We start from the raw sequence: 16,954 nt of genomic DNA, 5'->3' as shown, positions 1-16,954 counted from the left end.
CTACTTGCGGTTGTAGAGCCTCATCGTCACCGCGCCGAAGACGATGACGAGCACCGCCGACCACCCCAGCGACCAGGCGATGTCCGCCGCGGGCCAGTTCCCGGCCATCAACTCGCGCACGGCCGTCGCCAGATGGGTCACCGGGCTGTTGTTGACGAAGGCCTGGAGCCAGCCCGGCATGGTCCTCGGGTCGACGAAGACGTTGGACAGGAACGTCAGCGGGAAGATCACCATCATGCTGACGCCCATGACGGACTTCTCGCTGCGCAGCATCAGCCCGAACATGGTCCAGATCCACGAGAACGCGAAGGAGAACACCAGCAGCAGCGCCACCCCGAGCAGCACGCCGACGACCCCGCCGTCCGGCCGGTAGCCGATGATCATGCCGACCGTCAGCATCACGGCCGAGGCGATCAGATAGCGCACCACGTCGCCGAGGAGATAGCCGACCATCGGCGCGGGCCGCCAGATCGGCAGGGTGCGGAAGCGGTCGAAGACACCCTTCTCGATGTCCGTGTTGACCGAGATCCCCGTGTACATCGTGATCATCACGACGCTCATCACGAGGATGCCCGGCAGCAGGAACTGGATGTACTCCGAGACCGAGCCGGCCAGCGCGCCCCCGAAGAGGTACGTGTACATCAGCACCATCATGATCGGGAACGCCGTCACGTCGAACAGCTGCTCCGGCACGTGCTTGATCTTCAGCATGGCCCGCCAGCCGAAGGTCAGCGAAGCGGACAGCGCGCTGGGGCGCGGCGGCCGGGACTGCCCGACGAGCAGCGCCGCGAGTTCGTCCGCCTTCGGGGCGACGAAGTCGAGCGCGTCGGTCGGCTGCGTGTCCTTGCCGGTGGTGACGGTGGTCATGCCGTCGGTCCCTTCCGGTCGGTGCGGGTTCCCTCGTCCGGGCCGTCCGTGAGCCTCTCCGCCGGCCGGTCCGTCAGGGCCAGGAACACCTCGTCGAGGCTGGGCTGGCCGAGCGCGAAGTTGTCGACGGTGATCCCGGCCCGCGTCAGCTCCGCCAGGGCCCGCGCGGCCTGTTCGGCGGCGCCGAGGTCCGTGCCGTGGCCGTTGACGGTGGCGGTGAGCGCGACCGGGTCCGGTTCGAGCGTGACGGCCGTCTTCAGCGCGCCCTGGAGGACCCTCTCGGCCTCGGGGCGCTGCTCGGGGTCCCGGAGGCGTACGTGCACGGAGCCCGAACCGACGGAGGCCTTCAGTTCGCCCTTGGTGCCCTCCGCGATCACCTTGCCGTGGTCGATGACGGCGATACGGGAGGCCAGCTGGTCCGCCTCGTCCAGGTACTGGGTGGTCAGCAGGACGGTGGTGCCCTGGGCGACCACGGCGCGGACGATGTCCCAGACCTGGTTGCGGCTGCGCGGGTCGAGGCCCGTCGTCGGCTCGTCGAGGAAGAGCAGGTCGGGGGTGTTGAGGATGGACGCGGCGATGTCGATGCGGCGCCGCATGCCACCCGAGTAGTTCTTGATCTGCCGGTCGGCGGCGTCGGCGAGCCCGAACGCGGCGAGCAGCTGCGCGGAGCGCTCGCGGGCGGCGACCCGCGTGTGGCCGAGCAGCCGGCCCAGCAGGACCAGGTTCTCGGTGCCGGTCAGGTCCTCGTCGACGGAGGCGTACTGGCCGGTGAGGCTCACCCGGCCGCGCACGGTGTCGGCGTCCTCGACGACGTCCTTCCCGAAGACACGGGCCCGGCCGCCGTCGGGGCGGAGGAGCGTCGCGAGCACCTTGACGGCGGTGGTCTTGCCGGCGCCGTTGGGCCCGAGGACGCCGTAGACGGTCCCGGCGGGCACGCGCAGGTCGACGCCGTCGACGGCGCGGTTCGTGCCGAAGACCTTGACCAGGCCCTCGGTCTCGATGGCGAGGTCGGTCATACCGTTCCCCTCCGGGATCGGGGAGTACCTGCCTGCCAGTCTCCGTCACCCGCGCACGGATCGCCAGAGCGGAGAACGGGGCGGGGGGCGGGGGCAGCACCACGCCTCGGCCCGCGCGGATCGCCCGAGCCGGAGAGCCGGCCGCGGGGCGGGGGCGTCGCCCTGTCGGTGGGGCCGGGCGACGGCGGTGACGCCGTGTCGGTGCGTGGGCCGCAGGAGGGGAGAGCCGGGCATACGGCGGGCTGGACCCCGGCCTACGGCGGTGGCTCGCCGTGGCGGTGGACCCCGGCCTACGGCGGTGGGTCGCCGTGGCGGTGGGCCCCGTCCTACGGCGGTGGCCTCGCCGTGGGGGTGGACCCGGGCTCCCCCGGGCGGCGGAGACGGACCGGCCGCCGGGGCGACGTCCCGGGCCGGGTCCCGGCGGGACGCTGGGCGCATGACACGCATCAAGGCCCTTCCCGGCGTGCCCCGCTGGGCCGTCCTCGCCGCTCACGCCGTCCCCCTGGTCACCCTCCCGTCGGGCCTGTGGCGCCTCGCGCTCGTCGCGGGCCTCCCCGTCACCCAGGACGCCGAGCTGGGCGCGATGAGCGCGGGCGAGTCCGTGTACGTCGTGGCCCTCAGCGTCGTGTCCGAGCTGCTCGCCCTCCTCACCCTGGGGCTCGTGCGCTCCTGGGGCGAGGTCTTCCCCCGGTGGACGCCGTTCCTCGGCGGCCGCCGGGTGAACCCGGCCGCCGCGACGGGCGCGGCCCTCGCCGGGGTCGCGGGACTGTGCGCCCTCGCGGGCTGGGGCGCGTACGCCTCGTACGCGGACCTCGGCCCCGCCGTCCCCGCCACCGGGGCCCAGGACGCCCTGCTGATCGCCTGCTACGCGCCCCTGGCCGCCTGGCCGGTGCTGCTCGCCGCCGTGGCGGTCGCCTACCACCGGCGTCGCCGTCACGCCGGGGGGCGGAGCGGGAGCCGGGGCGGTCAGTACGGCGCGGGCCGCCCCTCGGCGTCCTCGTGGGTGTAGAAGACGTAGAAGGCGGCGACCGCGTTGAGCCCGGCGGCGGCGAGTCCGAGGCCGCTCGACGACAGGACGCTGGCGCCGGACAGGCTGAAGAGGAAGCCGACCGCGATGCCGGTCAGAGCGCCCCAGGCGGCCGCCCGCAGCTCGCGGGGCAGGGCGCGGCCGTGGCGGTGGAGGGTGTGGATCCCGACGGCGAGGACGACGGCCGAGACGAGGCCGAGCCACAGCTGCCCCAGGGTGGTGGGGCCGCCGTGGCGCGCCACGGTCGACGCGTAGAGGCCGTACAGGACGCCGATGGTGACCGGGGCGCCCCAGCCGCGCGTGTCGAACCGGCGCCGGGGGCGTACCGCTGCGTGTGCGGCCATGGCGGGAGCTCCTTCGGGTCTCGCCCCCCTGCTGCTTTCCGCACCCTCCAGGGCACACCCGCGCCCGGTGCCCCGCAAGTGGATCAGGCGGCGGGCCGTACGGCGACGGCGTCGCTCCCGGAGGGCATCCCGGGCAGGGCGAGTGCCGCGACCCCGCCGAGGGTCCGGGCGGTCATGGCCGAACGTTCCCTCAGGAGGCTCCGAAGGGTCCGGAACGTGCGGAGGGTCCGGAACCTGCGGAGGGTCCGGACCGTGCGGGGAGACCGGAACGCACGGAGCCTGTGTCCGCCGCGAGCGCGGCCAGGCGGGCGAGGGCCTCGTCGAGGACGGGGTGCGGCGGGGAGGCGAGGCCGATCCGGATCGCGTCCGGGGCCGTGCCCGCCCCCGCGGCGAAGGCGCCGCCCGGGGTGACCGCCACGCCCGCGCGTGCGGCGGCGGCGGCCGTGAAGGTCTCCGCCCGCCAGGACGCGGGCAGTTCCCACCAGCAGTAGTAGGCGTACGGGGAGGTCCGCAGGGCCTGTCCTGCGAGCCGCCGCCGGACCAGGGCGTGCCGGGCCTCCGCGTCCGCCCGTTTCGCCGCGACCGCCTCGGCGACCGTGCCGTCCCCGGCCCAGCGGGTGGCGGCGGCGAGCGCGAGGCCGCCGACCGTCCAGGCGCCGGACCGCAGGGCCTCCGCGACCGTCGCCCGCAGCCGTCCGGGCACCACGAGGTAGCCGACGGTCAGGCCGGGGGCGAGCCGTTTGGAGAGGCTGTCGACGAGGAGGACCCGCTCCGGTGCGTGCGCGGCGAGCGGGGCGGGTGCGTCCGGCACGAGGAAGGCCCAGGTGGTGTCCTCGACGGCCGTGAGGTCCAGGCTCCGCAGCAGCTCGGCCAGTTCGGCCCTGCGGCCCTCCCCGGCGGTGGCGCAGAGCGGGTTGTGGAGGGTCGGCTGGAGGTAGACGGCGGTCAGCGGCGCCGCCCGGTGGGCGGCCGCGAGCGCCCCGGGCCGTACCCCTTCGGCGTCGAGTGCGAGTGGTACGAGCCGGATGCCGAGGCGCTCGGCCACCGCCTTCACCAGGGGGTACGTGAGTGCCTCGACGCCCAGGCGGCCACCGGGCGGGACGAGTGCGCTGAGCGCGGCGGCGATGGCCTGGCGCCCGTTCCCGGCGAAGAGGACGCTCGCGGGGTCCGGTGCCCAGCCGGGGCGGGCGAGGACGGCGGCCGCCGCCTCGCGGGCCTCCGGGGTGCCGGTCGCGGCGGCGGGCCGGGAGACGGCCTCGGTCAGGACGTCGGGGCGGCCAAGGGCGGCGAGGGCGCGGGCCATCAGTTCCGACTGGCCTTCGAAGCCCGGGTAGTTGAGCTGGAGGTCGACGGGCGCGGTCCCGGTGGCCTCGGCGAGCGCGGGTCCCGGCGGCGGGGGTGCGGCCCGGACGAAGGTGCCGCGTCCGACCTCGCCGACGACCAGGCCCCGGCGCGCGAGTTCCCCGTACACGCGGATCGCCGTCGAGTTCGCGATGCCGTGGCGCCGGGCGAAGACCCGCTGCGGCGGCAGCCGGTCGCCGGGGCGCAGCCGGCCGTCGCGTACGGCGGCCTCGACGCGGTCCGCGATCCTGCGGTACTCCTCCACGGCCACCCTCCCCGCATTGCACCGAGAGCAAAGATCTTATTGCACCGAGCAGTTGCGGCTGCCTAGCCTGCGGCCATGCCCGTCTCCACGACAGCCCACGCCGAGACCTTCTACGAGGACCGGGGCACCGGCCCCGTGCTCCTCCTCGTCCACGGCCACCCCTTCGACCACACCATGTGGCGGCCGCAGATCGACCGTTTCTCCCGGACGCACCGGGTGATCGCCCCGGACCTGCGCGGCTACGGCGCCACACCCCTCGGCGCGCACCCCGGAGCCACCCGCCCGGACTCCGCCTACCCCCACTCCGCCCTTCCCGACGCCCCCGCCCGCCGCTCCACCCCCCTCGGCGTCTTCGCGGAGGACCTCGTCGCGCTCCTGGACGACCTGGACGTCGACGACTGCGTCCTCGCCGGGCTCTCCATGGGCGGCCAGATCGCCATGGAGCTCTACCGCCGCCATCCCGGACGCGTCCGGGGTCTCGTCCTCGCCGACACCTTCCCCGCCGCCGAGACCGACGAGGGCAGGGCCGCCCGGAACGCCATGGCCGACCGGCTCCTGCGGGAAGGCATGCGCGGATACGCCGACGAGGTACTGGACCGGATGGTCGCCCCGTACAACACCCACGCGGCACCCCACGTCCACCGCATGATGTGCGCCACCGACCCCGTCGCCGCGGCCGCCGCCCTGCGCGGACGGGCCGAGCGCCCCGACTACCGGGAGACGCTCACCAGCGTGTCCGTGCCCGCGCTCGTCGTCGTCGGCCGGGACGACACGTACACCCCGGTCGCCGACGCGGAGGAGATGCGCGCACTCCTGCCCCACGCCACGCTCACCGTCGTCGAACGGGCGGCCCACCTGCCCAACCTGGAGCGGCCCGAGGAGTTCGACACCGCACTGGAGAACTACCTCCGCTCACTCGTACGGCCCAACTGAAGGTTCGCCGACGCGCGAACGCTCCGACGATGGGGCCATGACCCAGAACACGGCACCACACCGCAAGCAGCACTCCTCCTCCGCCGCCTGGGCGGCCGGCGGCACGCTCTTCGCCGGTGTCCTGATGCTGATCACCGGCATCATGGACATCCTCCAGGGCATCGCCGGCATCGCCAAGGACGACGTCTACGCCCGCGTCGGCGACTACGTCTTCAAGTTCAACCTGACCACCTGGGGCTGGATCCACCTCATCCTCGGCGTCGTCCTCGTCATCGTCGGCTACGGCATCCTCAAGGGCGCCGAATGGGGCCGGGTCACCGGCATCGCGCTCGCCTCCCTCAACGTGCTCCTCCACTTCCTCTTCCTGCCGTACCAGCCGTGGTGGGCACTCTTCTCCATGGCCGTCTCGATCTTCGTGATCTGGGCGCTGGCCACCAACGACGACTACGGCCGCGACGCGAGAATGTGAGGAACGGCCGGTCATGAGACACCCCACGGCCACCGCCCTGGCCCTCGCCGCGAGCACGGCACTCGCCCTCACCGGCTGCGACACCGTCGCGGACAAGGCGGGGGAGGTCGTCTCCTCCGCCACCGCGGCCGCCGCATCCGCCGCCCAGGACCGGATGAACGAGGTCAAGGACGGGGTGAACGCCACCGGCGACGTCACCGCCGGACCGACGAGGACCGACGGCGACCGCACGATCGCCGAGATCACCGCGACCAACCCGAAGGGGAAGGACGCCGACTACACGGTCATGGTCACCTTCCGCGACGGCGAGGGGAACTTCCTCGACACGGTCGTCCTCAGCATCGACGGCGTCCCGCCCGGGGCGCCCAAGACCGGCACCGCACGCAGCAACCGGACCCTGTCGGGCGAGACCACGGCGGAGATCGGCCAGGCACTGCGACACTGAGGGGCGTGGACCGAGCCCCTGCCGTCGCGCCCGAAGAACACCCGCCCGTGACCATGGCGGCCCCCGCGCCGCCACCCCCGCGGCCCAGGCACCTCCTCGGCGTCTGGGCCGCGGGGCTGCTCCTGGTGGGACCGGCCCTGCTCGTCGGCTGCCGCGTCCTCGACAAGGACGGGATCACCCCCGTACCGCAGCTGCTCTCCCTGCTGCCCTGGTTCGCCGTGCCCGCCGCCCTCGCCGTGCTCCTCGCCGCCGCCGCCCGGCACCGCGCCCTCACCTTCACCGCCGTCGTCGTCCTCACGGCCACCGGCTGGGCGTCCCTGCCCCACACGCCGCAGTTCGTCACCGCCCACGGGCTGCCGCTGGCCCAGGTCCGCGTGCTCGCCGCCAACGTCGAGTTCGGCCAGGCCACCGGGGCCCTGACCGAGACGGTCCGGCGCGAGCGGCCCCAGCTGGTCTTCGTCTCCGAATGCGACCGGGCCTGCGGGCGCGCCCTCACCGCCGCCCTCGCGACCGAACTGCCCCACCGGGCCTCCGTCGACGCCGAGGGCTCCGTCGGCTCCGTCCTGCTGAGCGCCTACCCGCTCCGCGACCACCGGGTGATCCCCGCGGTCATGGGCATGCCGGGCGCCACGGCGACGATCGCCGGTGTCCCCGTACGCCTGCAACTCGCCCACCCGCTGCCGCCGATGCCGGACCAGGTGCGGCTGTGGAAGGCGGAACTCCGCCGGATCGAGAACGCCGCCGCCGACCACACCGGCCCGCTCCTCGTCGCCGGGGACTTCAACGCCTCCCAGGACCACGCGGCCTTCCGCTCGATCCTGGAGACCGGGCACCTCCAGGACGCCGCCCGCCTCGCGGAGGAGAGCCGCACGCCGACCTGGCCCATGGAAGGGCCCCTGCCGCCGTTCGTCCAGATCGACCACGTCCTGGTCAGCGAGGACTTCGGCGTCCGGGGCGTCCGCTTCCTCGACCTCCCGGGCTCCGACCACCGGGCCGTCCTCACCGACCTCGACCTGCGCGGCGAGCGCTGATCGGCCACGCTGGAAGACATGGACAACGAGGAGATCCTGGACGACATCGGCGCCCTCGTCGAGGAGGAACGCGCCCTGCGGCAGCGCACGGGCGGTCTCCTCCCCGAGGAACGCACCCGCCTGGCCGAGGTCGAGGTACGCCTCGACCAGTGCTGGGACCTGCTGCGGCAGCGCCGCGCGAAGGAGGAGTTCGGCGAGGACCCGGACACGGCCGCCCTCCGCCCGGCCGCGGAAGTGGAGTCCTACCGCAACTGACCCGCCCACGGGCCGCCGCGCGGGGACAGTACGTTGGGGCCATGGCTCGACCCGCAGGATCCGTACGGCTCTCCCCGCCCGCCTGGCTCACCGCCGGCCTCAAGCCCGCCCCCGCGCCGATCCCCTGGGCCGCCGCCCTCCGCGCCGCCGTCGCCCTCGCCGCGCCGCTCGCCGTCGGGCTGGCCGCCGGGCACCCGGCGTACGGGGCGCTCGTGTCGATGGGCGCGCTGTCCGGCGTCATCGGCGACACCGCCGACGCCTACCGGATGCGGGTCTTCAACATCGCCGTGCCGCAGCTCTTCGGCGCCGTCGGCGTCACCCTCGGCACCCTCGTCTTCGGGCACGGCTGGCTCGCGGTCGCCGCCCTCACCCTCGTCGCGCTCGTCTCCGGGATGATCTCCTCGATCGGCGCGGTCGCCTCCGTCTCCGGGCTGCTCCTGCTCCTCAACGCCGTCGTCGGCGCCGGCCTGCCCATGCCCGACCCCTGGTGGACGGCGCCGCTCCTCCTCACCCTCGGCGGGCTCTTCGTCCTCGTCCTCACCCTCCTCGGCTGGCCGCTGCGCCGCGCCGCCCCCGAGCGCGCCGCCGTCGCCGCGACCTACCGGGCCGTCGCCGAGCTGTACGAGGCGACCGGCACGACCGCGTACGACGACAAGCGGCACGCCGTCACCGCGTCCCTCAACCACGCCTACGACCTGATCCTGGCCCGCCGCGCCCGTCAGCACGGCCGCTCGCCCTCGCTGGTGCGGCTGCTCGCCCAGCTGAACGTCGTCATCCCGCTGGCCGAGGCGGCGCCCGCCGGACATCTGCGCGCCCGGTTGTACGGCCCGCTGTCGCCCACGATCCCGGCGACCGTACGGGAACTCGCCGACGCCGTCGAGGAGAGCCTCACGGGGACGCCCGTACTCGATCTGCCGACCCCGGAGCGGCCCGCCGAGAAGGCCGTCGACCACGCCCTGCGGCACGCGGCCGCCGTCGTCCACAAGGCGGAGCCCGACGTCCACAACGTGGACGACCGGCTCGGGAAACCCGCCGCGCTCCGGGTCCGGGCCCGCCGCGCCACCCGCTCCGTGCTGCTCTCCGGGGCGTCCTGGCGGTACGGGCTGCGCCTCGCGCTCTGCATCGGACTCGCCCAGGCCCTCGTCTCGCTGATCGCCGTACCCCGCTCGTACTGGGTCGCGCTCACCGTCACCTTCGTCCTGAAGCCCGACTTCGGCTCGGTGTTCTCCCGGGCCGTGCTCCGGGCCCTCGGCACCGCCGCCGGACTCCTCCTCGCCGCCCTCGTCCTCGCGGAGGTGCCCCGCGGCTTCTGGGACGTCCCCGTCATGTGCGCCCTAGCGGCCCTCATCCCGGCCTTCTCCGCGAAGGGGTACGCCTTCCAGACCGCGGCCATCACCCCGGTGATCCTGCTGCTCTCCGACACCCTCAACCAGCAGGGCTTCGGCCTGGTCATGCCCCGCCTGTACGACTCGCTCATCGGCTGCGGGATCACCCTGATCGCCGGCTACCTCCTCTGGCCCGAGTCCTGGCACACCCGGATCGGGGACCGGCTCGCGGACGCCGTCGCCGACACCGCCGCCTACGTGGCCCTCGCCTTCGCCGACGGCACGGACGGCCAGGGCGGGCGGCTGCGGGCCCGGCGGAAGCTGTACCGGGACCTGTCGACCGTCCGCTCCGAGTTCCAGCGCGCCCTGACCGAGCCCCCGCCCACCGGTGCCCGTGCCGCGGCCTGGTGGCCGCTGGTCGTCGCCGTCGAGCGGATCGTGGACGCGACGACGGCCGCCCGGCTCCGCGTCGACCACGGCGCCCCCGACCCCGACCGGGACGAGGTCACGGCCGTGGAGGGGGAACTGCGCGAACTCGCGGACGCGCTGCGGGACACGGACACCCTGGTGGAGGTCCGCACGGAGCTCCTCGGCGACGAGACCGGAGTCCTGGAACCGCTCCGCCAGGAGGTCCGCGCGGCCCGCGCCATCGCCGGTCCCGACCTGCGGTAAACCCTTTCCCCGGGGCGCACGGGGGGACTTACCGGCGGTCACCGAACGGAACCCTCCCCACCGCCGTTACCGGAAGCCACCCGGGCGACTACGATGCGCTCGATCTCACCGTGATCCGCGCCCGCCGCCGTCGGCAACCGGCCCGGCGGACGGGCCACTTCGACCTGCCTCACCCCCCGCGCCCCGAGGACACCGCCATGCGCACCACCACCAACAGAGGGCTCCAGCCCAATGTCCTCGGCACCTTCGACACGATCGTGATGGCCGTCGCCGGCAGCGCCCCCGCCTACTCGCTGGCCGCGACCACCGCCGTGCTCTTCGGCGCCGTCGGCTTCGCCGGTCCCGCGGCCCTGCTGTACTGCGCGATACCGATGCTCGGCATCGTCCTCGCGTACGCCCGCCTCGGCCGGATCGACGTCAACGCCGGCGCGGGCTACTCCTGGGTGGGCCGCACCCTGCACCCCTTCCTCGGCTTCCTCTCCGGCTGGGCACTGGTCTTCGCCGCGACCGTCTTCATGGTGGCCGGTTCGCTGCCCGCGGGCTCCCTCACGCTCTCCCTGATCGACCCCGGCCTCGCGGACCACACGCCGCTCGCCGCCGCCGTCGGCGCAGGCTGGTTCCTGATGATGCTCCTCGTCGTCCTGGGCGGCGCCCGGCTCACCGTCCGCGCCCAACTGATCATGTCGGGCGTCGAGATGCTGATCCTGGTCGGGTTCGTCCTGGCGGCGGTCGCGCACCGGGGGCGGGCGACCGCCTTCGACTGGTCCTGGTTCGGGCTCGGCCAGTTCGAGGGCCCGCAGGGCTTCGCCGCGGGCGCCCTGATCGCCGCGTTCTACTACTGGGGCTGGGACGTCACCAGCAACCTCAGCGAGGAGACCCGGAACAGCCGCCGCACCGCAGGGCTCGCCGCGCTCGTCGGCGTCGGTTTCGTCTTCGTCCTCTTCGAGGCCTTCACCGTCGCCGTGAACGTCCTGCTGAGCGCCGAGGAGATCCGCACCGCGGGCCCCAACGTCCTCGCCGTCCTCGGCCAGGAGATCTGGCCGGGCGTCGGCGGCAAACTCCTCGTCGTGGCCGTCGTCCTGTCGACCGTCGCCACCCTGGAGACCACGCTCCTCCAGGTCACCCGCTCGCTCTTCGCGATGGGCCGCGACCGGACCCTGCCCGCCGCGCTCGGCACCGTGCACCCCCGCTGGAACACCCCCTGGGTCGCCGTCGCCGCCGTCGGAGGCGCCGCCCTGCTGATGTTCGCCGCCGCCGCGGCCGCCGGCTCCGTCCAGCAGATCCTCAGCGACGCGGTCTCCGCGATCGGCCTGCAGATCGCCTTCTACTACGGCCTCGCGGGCATCGCCGCGGTCGTCGCCTACAAGTCGGTCCTCTTCCGCTCCGCACGGAACCTGGTCCTCGGCGGTCTCTGGCCGCTGCTCGGCTCCGCGTTCATGCTGTGGGCCTTCGTCGAATCGCTCGGCGAACTCTCCACGACCGCCCTCACGATCGGCCTCGGCGGCCTGCTCCTCGGTGTGGTCCCGCTGCTCGTCTACTGGCGGAAGGGCAGCGACTACTACCGCCCGGCCCGCCTGGACGCGGCCCGCGCGATGGCCGCGACGGAGGAGTGGGGCCCGGCCACGCGTGCGCGTACGGGCACGAGGGACAAGAGCTACGCGACGGACTTCTGAACACCCACCGCCTCTCAGCACCCACGACTTCTGACGGCAGCCGAACCCGAAGGAGGCCCCCGATGGCCGTACGCCGTCGTTCCACGCGCGCCGCGCGTGCGGAGCGCTTCGCGCCCGACTTCGACCCGGACTTCGGGGACCGCGCGCTGACCGAGGCGCGCCACGACATCGTCATCGGCCGCTGGCAGGGCGTACGCGACCTGCTCGCCGCCACGGGCGACCACTGGGCGCGCCGCACCCACCGGCTGCGGCTCCTCTCGCACGCCGCCGCCGGCAGCTCCACCGTGGAGACCTGGCGGGCCGCCGAACCGGGCAACCCCGACGCGGCCGTGCTGCGGGCCGCGACCGAGGTGGTACGGGTCTTCGACGCGGCCATCGCGGCCGGCCGGGGCGCCGCCGTGGAGCGGGGCCGCGTCGACGCCGCCGTCGACGCCTGCCGCGGCGCTGCGGAGGCGGCGCCCGCCGACCCGATGCCGTGGGTGGCACTGCTCTCGGTGGCACGACTGTACGAGGGCGGGGTGCCGCGCCGGGAACTGCGGCACTGGTTCGACGAGTTGCGGCGCCGTGACCCGTACAACACGGAGGGGCACATCCAGGTGCTGCGCTACTGGTCGGCGCGGTGGCACGGGACGCACGGCAGCATGTACGACTTCGCCCGCGACGCGGCGGGCGTGGCACCGCCCGGCTCCCCGCTCCCCGTCCTGGTGCAGGTGGCGCGGGTCGAGGAGTACCGGTACATCGCGGACGGGGCGCTGGGGCGGGGCCCGGTGCGCGGCTTCGACCAGCACTGGAAGCACGAGCTCGCGGTCACCGAACTGCGGCGCACCCACGCCCGCTGGATCGGCGGCCGGGACCCGGAGGCACCGGTGGCTCCTGAGGAGGTCGGGGACCTCAACTTCCTGGCGCACGCCGCCTGCTACGCGGGCCAGGTGGACATCGCCCGGGAGCTGCTCGGGATGCTGGGCACGCGGGCGGCGTGGGTGCCGTGGGCGTACACGGGGGAGCCGAAGGAGCAGTTCGTACGTTTCAGGGAGGGCCTGGGGGTGGAGTGAGGCCGGAGTGAGGCCTCCTCTCCGCCCCCGGGCTGGTTCCCCCGGTCAGGCGCCGATGTCGCGGCCGTCCGTACGCCAGACGGCGACGACCGACGGACGGACGATCCTGCCGGGTCCGTCGGGCCAGGCGGAGGCGGGCTTCTCGACGGAGGCGCCGTCGATCTCGCCCGGGTGCTGCACGGCCACCAGGACGCGGCGGTCCTGGATGATCGGGCCGCAGGTCTCGGCGCCCTTCGGCACGGTCAGGAACTGCTTGAGCTCACCGCGCCGCTCGCCGCGGGTGGCGACGCCGAACAGGCCGTCGTGGGAGCCCAGCTGGTTGCCGTCGGTGGAGATCCACAGGTTGCCGTGCGGGTCGAAGGCGAGGTTGTCGGGGCAGGAGATCGGGGAGACCTTCTCCTTGGGGTAGCCGGCGTAGTAGGTGGCCGGGTCGTTCGGGTCGCCCGCGACGAGGAAGAGACGCCAGGCGAAGCCGTCGGCGGCGGGGTCGTCCCAGTGCTCGGCCAGTTCGAGGACCTGGCCGTGCTTGTTGAGGTTGCGCGGGTTGGCCTCGTCGGCGCCCGGGTTGGTGCCCTTGCCGCGGTTGGTGTTGTTGGTGAGGGCGACGTAGACGCGGCCGCTGCGCGGGGACGGCTCGACGTCCTCGGGGCGGTCCATCTTCGTCGCGCCGACCTTGTCCCCGGCGAGACGGGTGAAGACGTACACCTCCTCGGCGGTCATGCCGGGGACGTGGGAGACGTCGCCGGTGGCGAGCGGGATCCACACGCCGGAACCGTCGAACTCGCCGTCGTTCGGGAGCTTGCCGGTGCCGTCGATCTCGGCGGCCGGGGAGTCGCCGGTCAGCCTGGCGACGTAGAGGGTGCCCTCGTCGAGCAGGGTGAGGTTGTGCTCACGGGCGGCTCGCGAGCCGCCCTTCTTCATCCGCTTGGCGGAGACGAACTTGTAGAAGTAGTCGAAGCGCTCGTCGTCGCCCATGTAGACGACCGGACGGCCGTCCGCGGTGAGGCGGGGCTGCGCGGCCTCGTGCTTGAAGCGGCCGAGGGCGGTGCGCTTGCGGGGCGTGGAGTCGGGGTCGTACGGGTCGAGCTCGACGACCCAGCCCTGGCGGTGCACCTCGTTGGGCTCCTGGCGCAGGTCGAAGCGCTTGTCGAACCGCTCCCACTTGCGCTCGGTGGCACCGGTGCCGACGCCGTACCGCTTGTCGGTCGGGGACGATCCGTACGCGAAGTACTGGTTGAAGTTCTCCTCGCCGGACAGGATCGTGCCCCACGGAGTGGTGCCGCCGGCGCAGTTGTTGAGGGTGCCGAGGACGGTACGGCCCTCGGGGTCGGCGGACGTCTTCAGCAGGTCGCTGCCGGCGGCGGGCCCGGTCAGCTCGAACTCGCTCGTCGTGTGCAGCCGCCGGTTGAGGTGGTGGCGGGTGACCGGGGTGAGCTTGCCGGTGCGGTGCTCCTCCTGGACGACGACGACCGACAGGCCGTGCGCGGCCCAGGCGGTCTCGACCTGCTCGCGGGTCGGGTTCTCGGAGTCGTAGCCGCGGAACATGAGCACCTCGTCGGTGTACTCGTGGTTGGCGACGAGGACCTGACGGTGGTGCTCCCCGCGCAGCGGCAGCAGGGAGAGGAAGTCGTTGTTGTAACCGAACTGGCCGGCCTGGGCCTTCGCCGACTGCTTCTCGGAGTCGAAGGCGGGGGCGCCGCGGAGGATCGGCTCGCCCCAGCGGATGACGACGTTCTGCGCGTAGCCGGCGGGGACGGTGACCTGGTCGGCGGTGTTGGGGGCGACGGGGGCGAAGCGGAGGCCGCGGGCGCCGTCGGTGGGTACGGGCTTACCGGGCTTGGCGGGCTTCTCCGGGTGGGCGACCGCTTCCGGGGCGTTCCCGAGGACAACGGCGCCGCCCGCGGCCGAGGCGACGGTCACGACGGCGGCGGCGCGGAGGGCGGAACGGCGCGAGAGCGCACCGGCTATGACGTCACCGACGTACTCGTTGTCGCTGGTGTTGGGCACCTCGTGGAAGCAGGCGTCACCGCAGCGGAAGCGGCAGGTGAGAGCGGAACGGCCGCCTCCGTGGGGGTTCATGCTCAGCAGCGGCAGCAGTTTGCGCACTTCGTCCTCCTCCGGCGCAGCACTGCGCCGACATGGTGTCGGGGGTCCTTCGGCGGCCGACGCTATGGGCGTAGATCTGCACGGGGGCGGCGACGGAGTGAACACGGAATGAATGCACGACAACCGGAGGCGACCGGGTCGCGGAGGAGGGAGGGGGTGGCCGCTAACCTTACGTGTCCGCCCTGGCCAGGGATGAACGTCCCGAAACGCCCAGTACGGACATTCCCACTGCACCCCACTCATGCGAAAGGGTTCGCCCATGGGTATTCGGAGCATGCTGCGCAAGGTATTCGGTCGGGACCGCGAGGAATCCCCGGCAACCTCCGTCCCGCCCCAGTCGCGTGAGACCCCGACCCCCGACACCCCGGAGGCCGCGGCCCGCCGAGCGGCGGACGACCTGGTGGCGGCGTCCTTCGACAACCCGCAGATCCCCAGGGCCCGAGCGAAGACGCCCGCGGCGGGCACGAAGGCGGCTGCGGCGGGCGCGGGTACGGAGTCGGACACCGCGAAGACGGCGGCCCCCGCCGAGACCACCCCGGAGCCGACGGAGCCCGAGGGTTCGGATTCGGCCACCGCGGAGTCGACGGAGCCCGAGCGATCGGATTCGGCCACCGCGTCGGCGGCCCCGGAGGGATCGGATTCGGCGGCCGCGTCGACGGAGGCGGAGACGGAGACCGCGACGGACGAGGCGCCGGTTGCCGCCGCCGAGCCGGCTGCGGAGACGCAGGACACGGCGGAGGCCGAGGAGCCGGTTGAGGCCGACACGGCGACGGCAGAGGCCGACACGGCTGCGGAGACGCCGGACACGGCGAAGGCCGAGGAACCGGTTGAGGCCGACACGGCGACGGCTGAGGCCGACACGGCGACGGCTGAGGCCGAGACGGCTGCGGAGACGCCGGACACGGCGAAGGCCGAGGAGCCGGTTGAGGCCGACACGGCGACGGCTGAGGCCGAGGCCGACGCTGCCGAGCCGGCTGAGGCGAAGACGGCGACGGCAGAGGTTGCGGCTGACGAGTCGGGCGAGCCGACCGAGCCCGTCACCGACGAGTCGGCCACCGCGACGGAGGCCGCCGACACGGACGCCGAGGCGGCCGACACGACGGAGCCGTCTGCCGAAGCGGACGCCGACGCGACCGTGGAGCCGGAGGCCGAGGCCTCCGAGGCGGACGTCGCCCCTGAGCCGGAGGCCGACGGCGCCGTCGAGCCCGAGGCCCAGGCCGACACCACCCCCGAGCCGGAGGCCGACACCGCCGTCGAGCCCGAGGCCCAGGCCGACGCCGACGCGGACGCCCCGCAGGGGTCCGTTCTCGCACTTCCCGCCGTCAAGGCCGCCGCCCCGCACCTCGCGGACGCGTACAAGGCCGCCGGGGCGCAGCTCAAGAAGCAGGGGCTCGTGGGGGCACGGGCGGCCGTGTATCTCGTGGTGGACCGGTCCGGTTCGATGCGCGGGTACTTCAAGGACGGTTCCGTGCAGCGACTCGCCGAGCAGGTCACCGCGCTCGCGGCGCACCTGGACGAGGACGCCACCGTGACGACCGTGTTCTTCTCCACGGACATCGACGGCACCGTCGACCTGACGCCCGGCGACCTCACCCCCACCCGGGTGGAGGAGATCAACGGCACTCTCGGCCGCCTGGGCCGTACCAACTACCACCGCGCCGTGGAGGAGGTCCTGGCCCACCACGGGAAGGCGGACCCGTCCCGGCCCGCCCTGGTCGTGTTCCAGACCGACGGCGCGCCGGAGTCGAAGACGGCCGCGACGCAGGCCCTGTCCGAGGCCGAAGGCCGCCCGCTGCACTGGCGGTTCGTGGCCTGGGGCGAGGAGGACAACAAGGCGTTCGACTTCCTCAGGAAGCTGGACGGCACGCCCCGTACGGCCACGTACTTCCCCGGCGCGACCCCGGTGGAGACCTCGCACGCCGCGTTCTACGGCGGAGTGCTCGCCGGCCTGGAGCTCTAGGAGCGTGCGGTGGTGGGGGGGGGGGGCCGGGGGGGCCCCCCCCCCCCCCCCCCCCCCCCCCCCCCCCCCGCCCCCCCCCCCCCCCCCCCCCCCCCCCCCCCCCCCCCCCCGCCCCCCCCCCCCCCCCCCCCCCCCCCCCCCCCCCCCCCCCCCCCCCCCCCCCCCCCCCCACG

General features: G+C 74.1%; 15 protein-coding genes. 10 read left to right on the top strand and 5 right to left on the bottom strand.

Translation table 11 applies throughout. The features are described from left to right. On the bottom strand, positions 1 to 867 hold the full coding sequence (locus ACFWV2_RS01070) for an ABC transporter permease (RefSeq protein ID WP_384399751.1): 867 nt from the start codon (positions 865 to 867) through the stop codon (positions 1 to 3). Beyond that, complete coding sequence (locus ACFWV2_RS01065; protein WP_384399748.1) at positions 864 to 1,883, bottom strand: ATP-binding cassette domain-containing protein; 1,020 nt, start codon at positions 1,881 to 1,883, stop codon at positions 864 to 866. The genes ACFWV2_RS01070 and ACFWV2_RS01065 overlap by 4 nt, the downstream gene beginning before the upstream one ends. A gap of 436 nt (positions 1,884 to 2,319) precedes the next feature. Here ACFWV2_RS01065 and ACFWV2_RS01060 point away from each other — a divergent pair, with 436 nt between their 5' ends. Next, complete coding sequence (locus ACFWV2_RS01060; protein ID WP_384399745.1) at positions 2,320 to 2,892, top strand: hypothetical protein; 573 nt, start codon at positions 2,320 to 2,322, stop codon at positions 2,890 to 2,892. On the opposite strand, the gene ACFWV2_RS01055 is transcribed toward ACFWV2_RS01060, so the two are convergent. Further along, the gene (locus ACFWV2_RS01055) at positions 2,850 to 3,254 is read right to left on the bottom strand and encodes a hypothetical protein (RefSeq protein ID WP_384399742.1); all 405 of its coding nucleotides are present in this window, start codon (positions 3,252 to 3,254) and stop codon (positions 2,850 to 2,852) included. The genes ACFWV2_RS01060 and ACFWV2_RS01055 overlap by 43 nt on opposite strands. Positions 3,255 to 3,444: 190 nt before the next feature. After that, a complete protein-coding gene (locus tag ACFWV2_RS01050; RefSeq protein ID WP_384399739.1) occupies positions 3,445 to 4,860 on the bottom strand; it encodes a PLP-dependent aminotransferase family protein in 1,416 nt (471 codons plus the stop codon). Positions 4,861 to 4,935: 75 nt separating this feature from the next. Between ACFWV2_RS01050 and ACFWV2_RS01045 the strand changes: the two genes are divergently transcribed. The 8 genes from ACFWV2_RS01045 (at position 4,936) to ACFWV2_RS01010 (ending at position 12,715) form a co-directional block, all read left to right on the top strand. Further along, positions 4,936 to 5,793, top strand: a complete 858-nt coding sequence (locus tag ACFWV2_RS01045) for an alpha/beta fold hydrolase (protein WP_384399735.1) — start codon at positions 4,936 to 4,938, stop codon at positions 5,791 to 5,793. Between the two features lie 37 nt (positions 5,794 to 5,830). After that, positions 5,831 to 6,262, top strand: a complete 432-nt coding sequence (locus ACFWV2_RS01040; protein WP_384399732.1) for a hypothetical protein — start codon at positions 5,831 to 5,833, stop codon at positions 6,260 to 6,262. 13 nt (positions 6,263 to 6,275) lie between these two features. Further along, positions 6,276 to 6,707: a hypothetical protein gene (locus ACFWV2_RS01035; protein WP_384399729.1), complete on the top strand. Its 432-nt coding sequence runs from the start codon at positions 6,276 to 6,278 to the stop codon at positions 6,705 to 6,707. Positions 6,708 to 6,712: 5 nt separating this feature from the next. Further along, a complete protein-coding gene (locus ACFWV2_RS01030; RefSeq protein WP_384399726.1) occupies positions 6,713 to 7,738 on the top strand; it encodes an endonuclease/exonuclease/phosphatase family protein in 1,026 nt (341 codons plus the stop codon). An 18-nt stretch (positions 7,739 to 7,756) separates the two neighbouring features. Then, positions 7,757 to 7,993, top strand: coding sequence for a DUF2630 family protein (locus ACFWV2_RS01025; RefSeq protein WP_360788484.1), 237 nt, complete (start codon positions 7,757 to 7,759; stop codon positions 7,991 to 7,993). Positions 7,994 to 8,034: 41 nt separating this feature from the next. After that, complete coding sequence (locus tag ACFWV2_RS01020) at positions 8,035 to 9,990, top strand: FUSC family protein (protein WP_384399722.1); 1,956 nt, start codon at positions 8,035 to 8,037, stop codon at positions 9,988 to 9,990. 197 nt (positions 9,991 to 10,187) lie between these two features. Next, the gene (locus ACFWV2_RS01015) at positions 10,188 to 11,663 is read left to right on the top strand and encodes an APC family permease (RefSeq protein ID WP_384399719.1); all 1,476 of its coding nucleotides are present in this window, start codon (positions 10,188 to 10,190) and stop codon (positions 11,661 to 11,663) included. A 62-nt stretch (positions 11,664 to 11,725) separates the two neighbouring features. Continuing rightward, positions 11,726 to 12,715 (top strand): hypothetical protein, encoded by a 990-nt coding sequence (locus tag ACFWV2_RS01010; RefSeq protein WP_384399716.1) that lies wholly within the window; start codon positions 11,726 to 11,728, stop codon positions 12,713 to 12,715. A gap of 45 nt (positions 12,716 to 12,760) precedes the next feature. Here ACFWV2_RS01010 and ACFWV2_RS01005 read toward each other — a convergent pair whose 3' ends face one another. Further along, positions 12,761 to 14,821, bottom strand: coding sequence for a PhoX family protein (locus ACFWV2_RS01005; protein ID WP_384399712.1), 2,061 nt, complete (start codon positions 14,819 to 14,821; stop codon positions 12,761 to 12,763). A gap of 259 nt (positions 14,822 to 15,080) precedes the next feature. Between ACFWV2_RS01005 and ACFWV2_RS01000 the strand changes: the two genes are divergently transcribed. Further along, positions 15,081 to 16,781: a VWA domain-containing protein gene (locus tag ACFWV2_RS01000; protein ID WP_384399709.1), complete on the top strand. Its 1,701-nt coding sequence runs from the start codon at positions 15,081 to 15,083 to the stop codon at positions 16,779 to 16,781. The last annotated feature ends 173 nt before the right edge of the window (positions 16,782 to 16,954 follow it).

The organism is Streptomyces sp. NPDC058671, from assembly GCF_042716475.1.
Taxonomy (GTDB): Bacteria; Actinomycetota; Actinomycetes; order Streptomycetales; family Streptomycetaceae; genus Streptomyces.
This window is presented reverse-complemented; position numbering and strand designations above follow the sequence as displayed.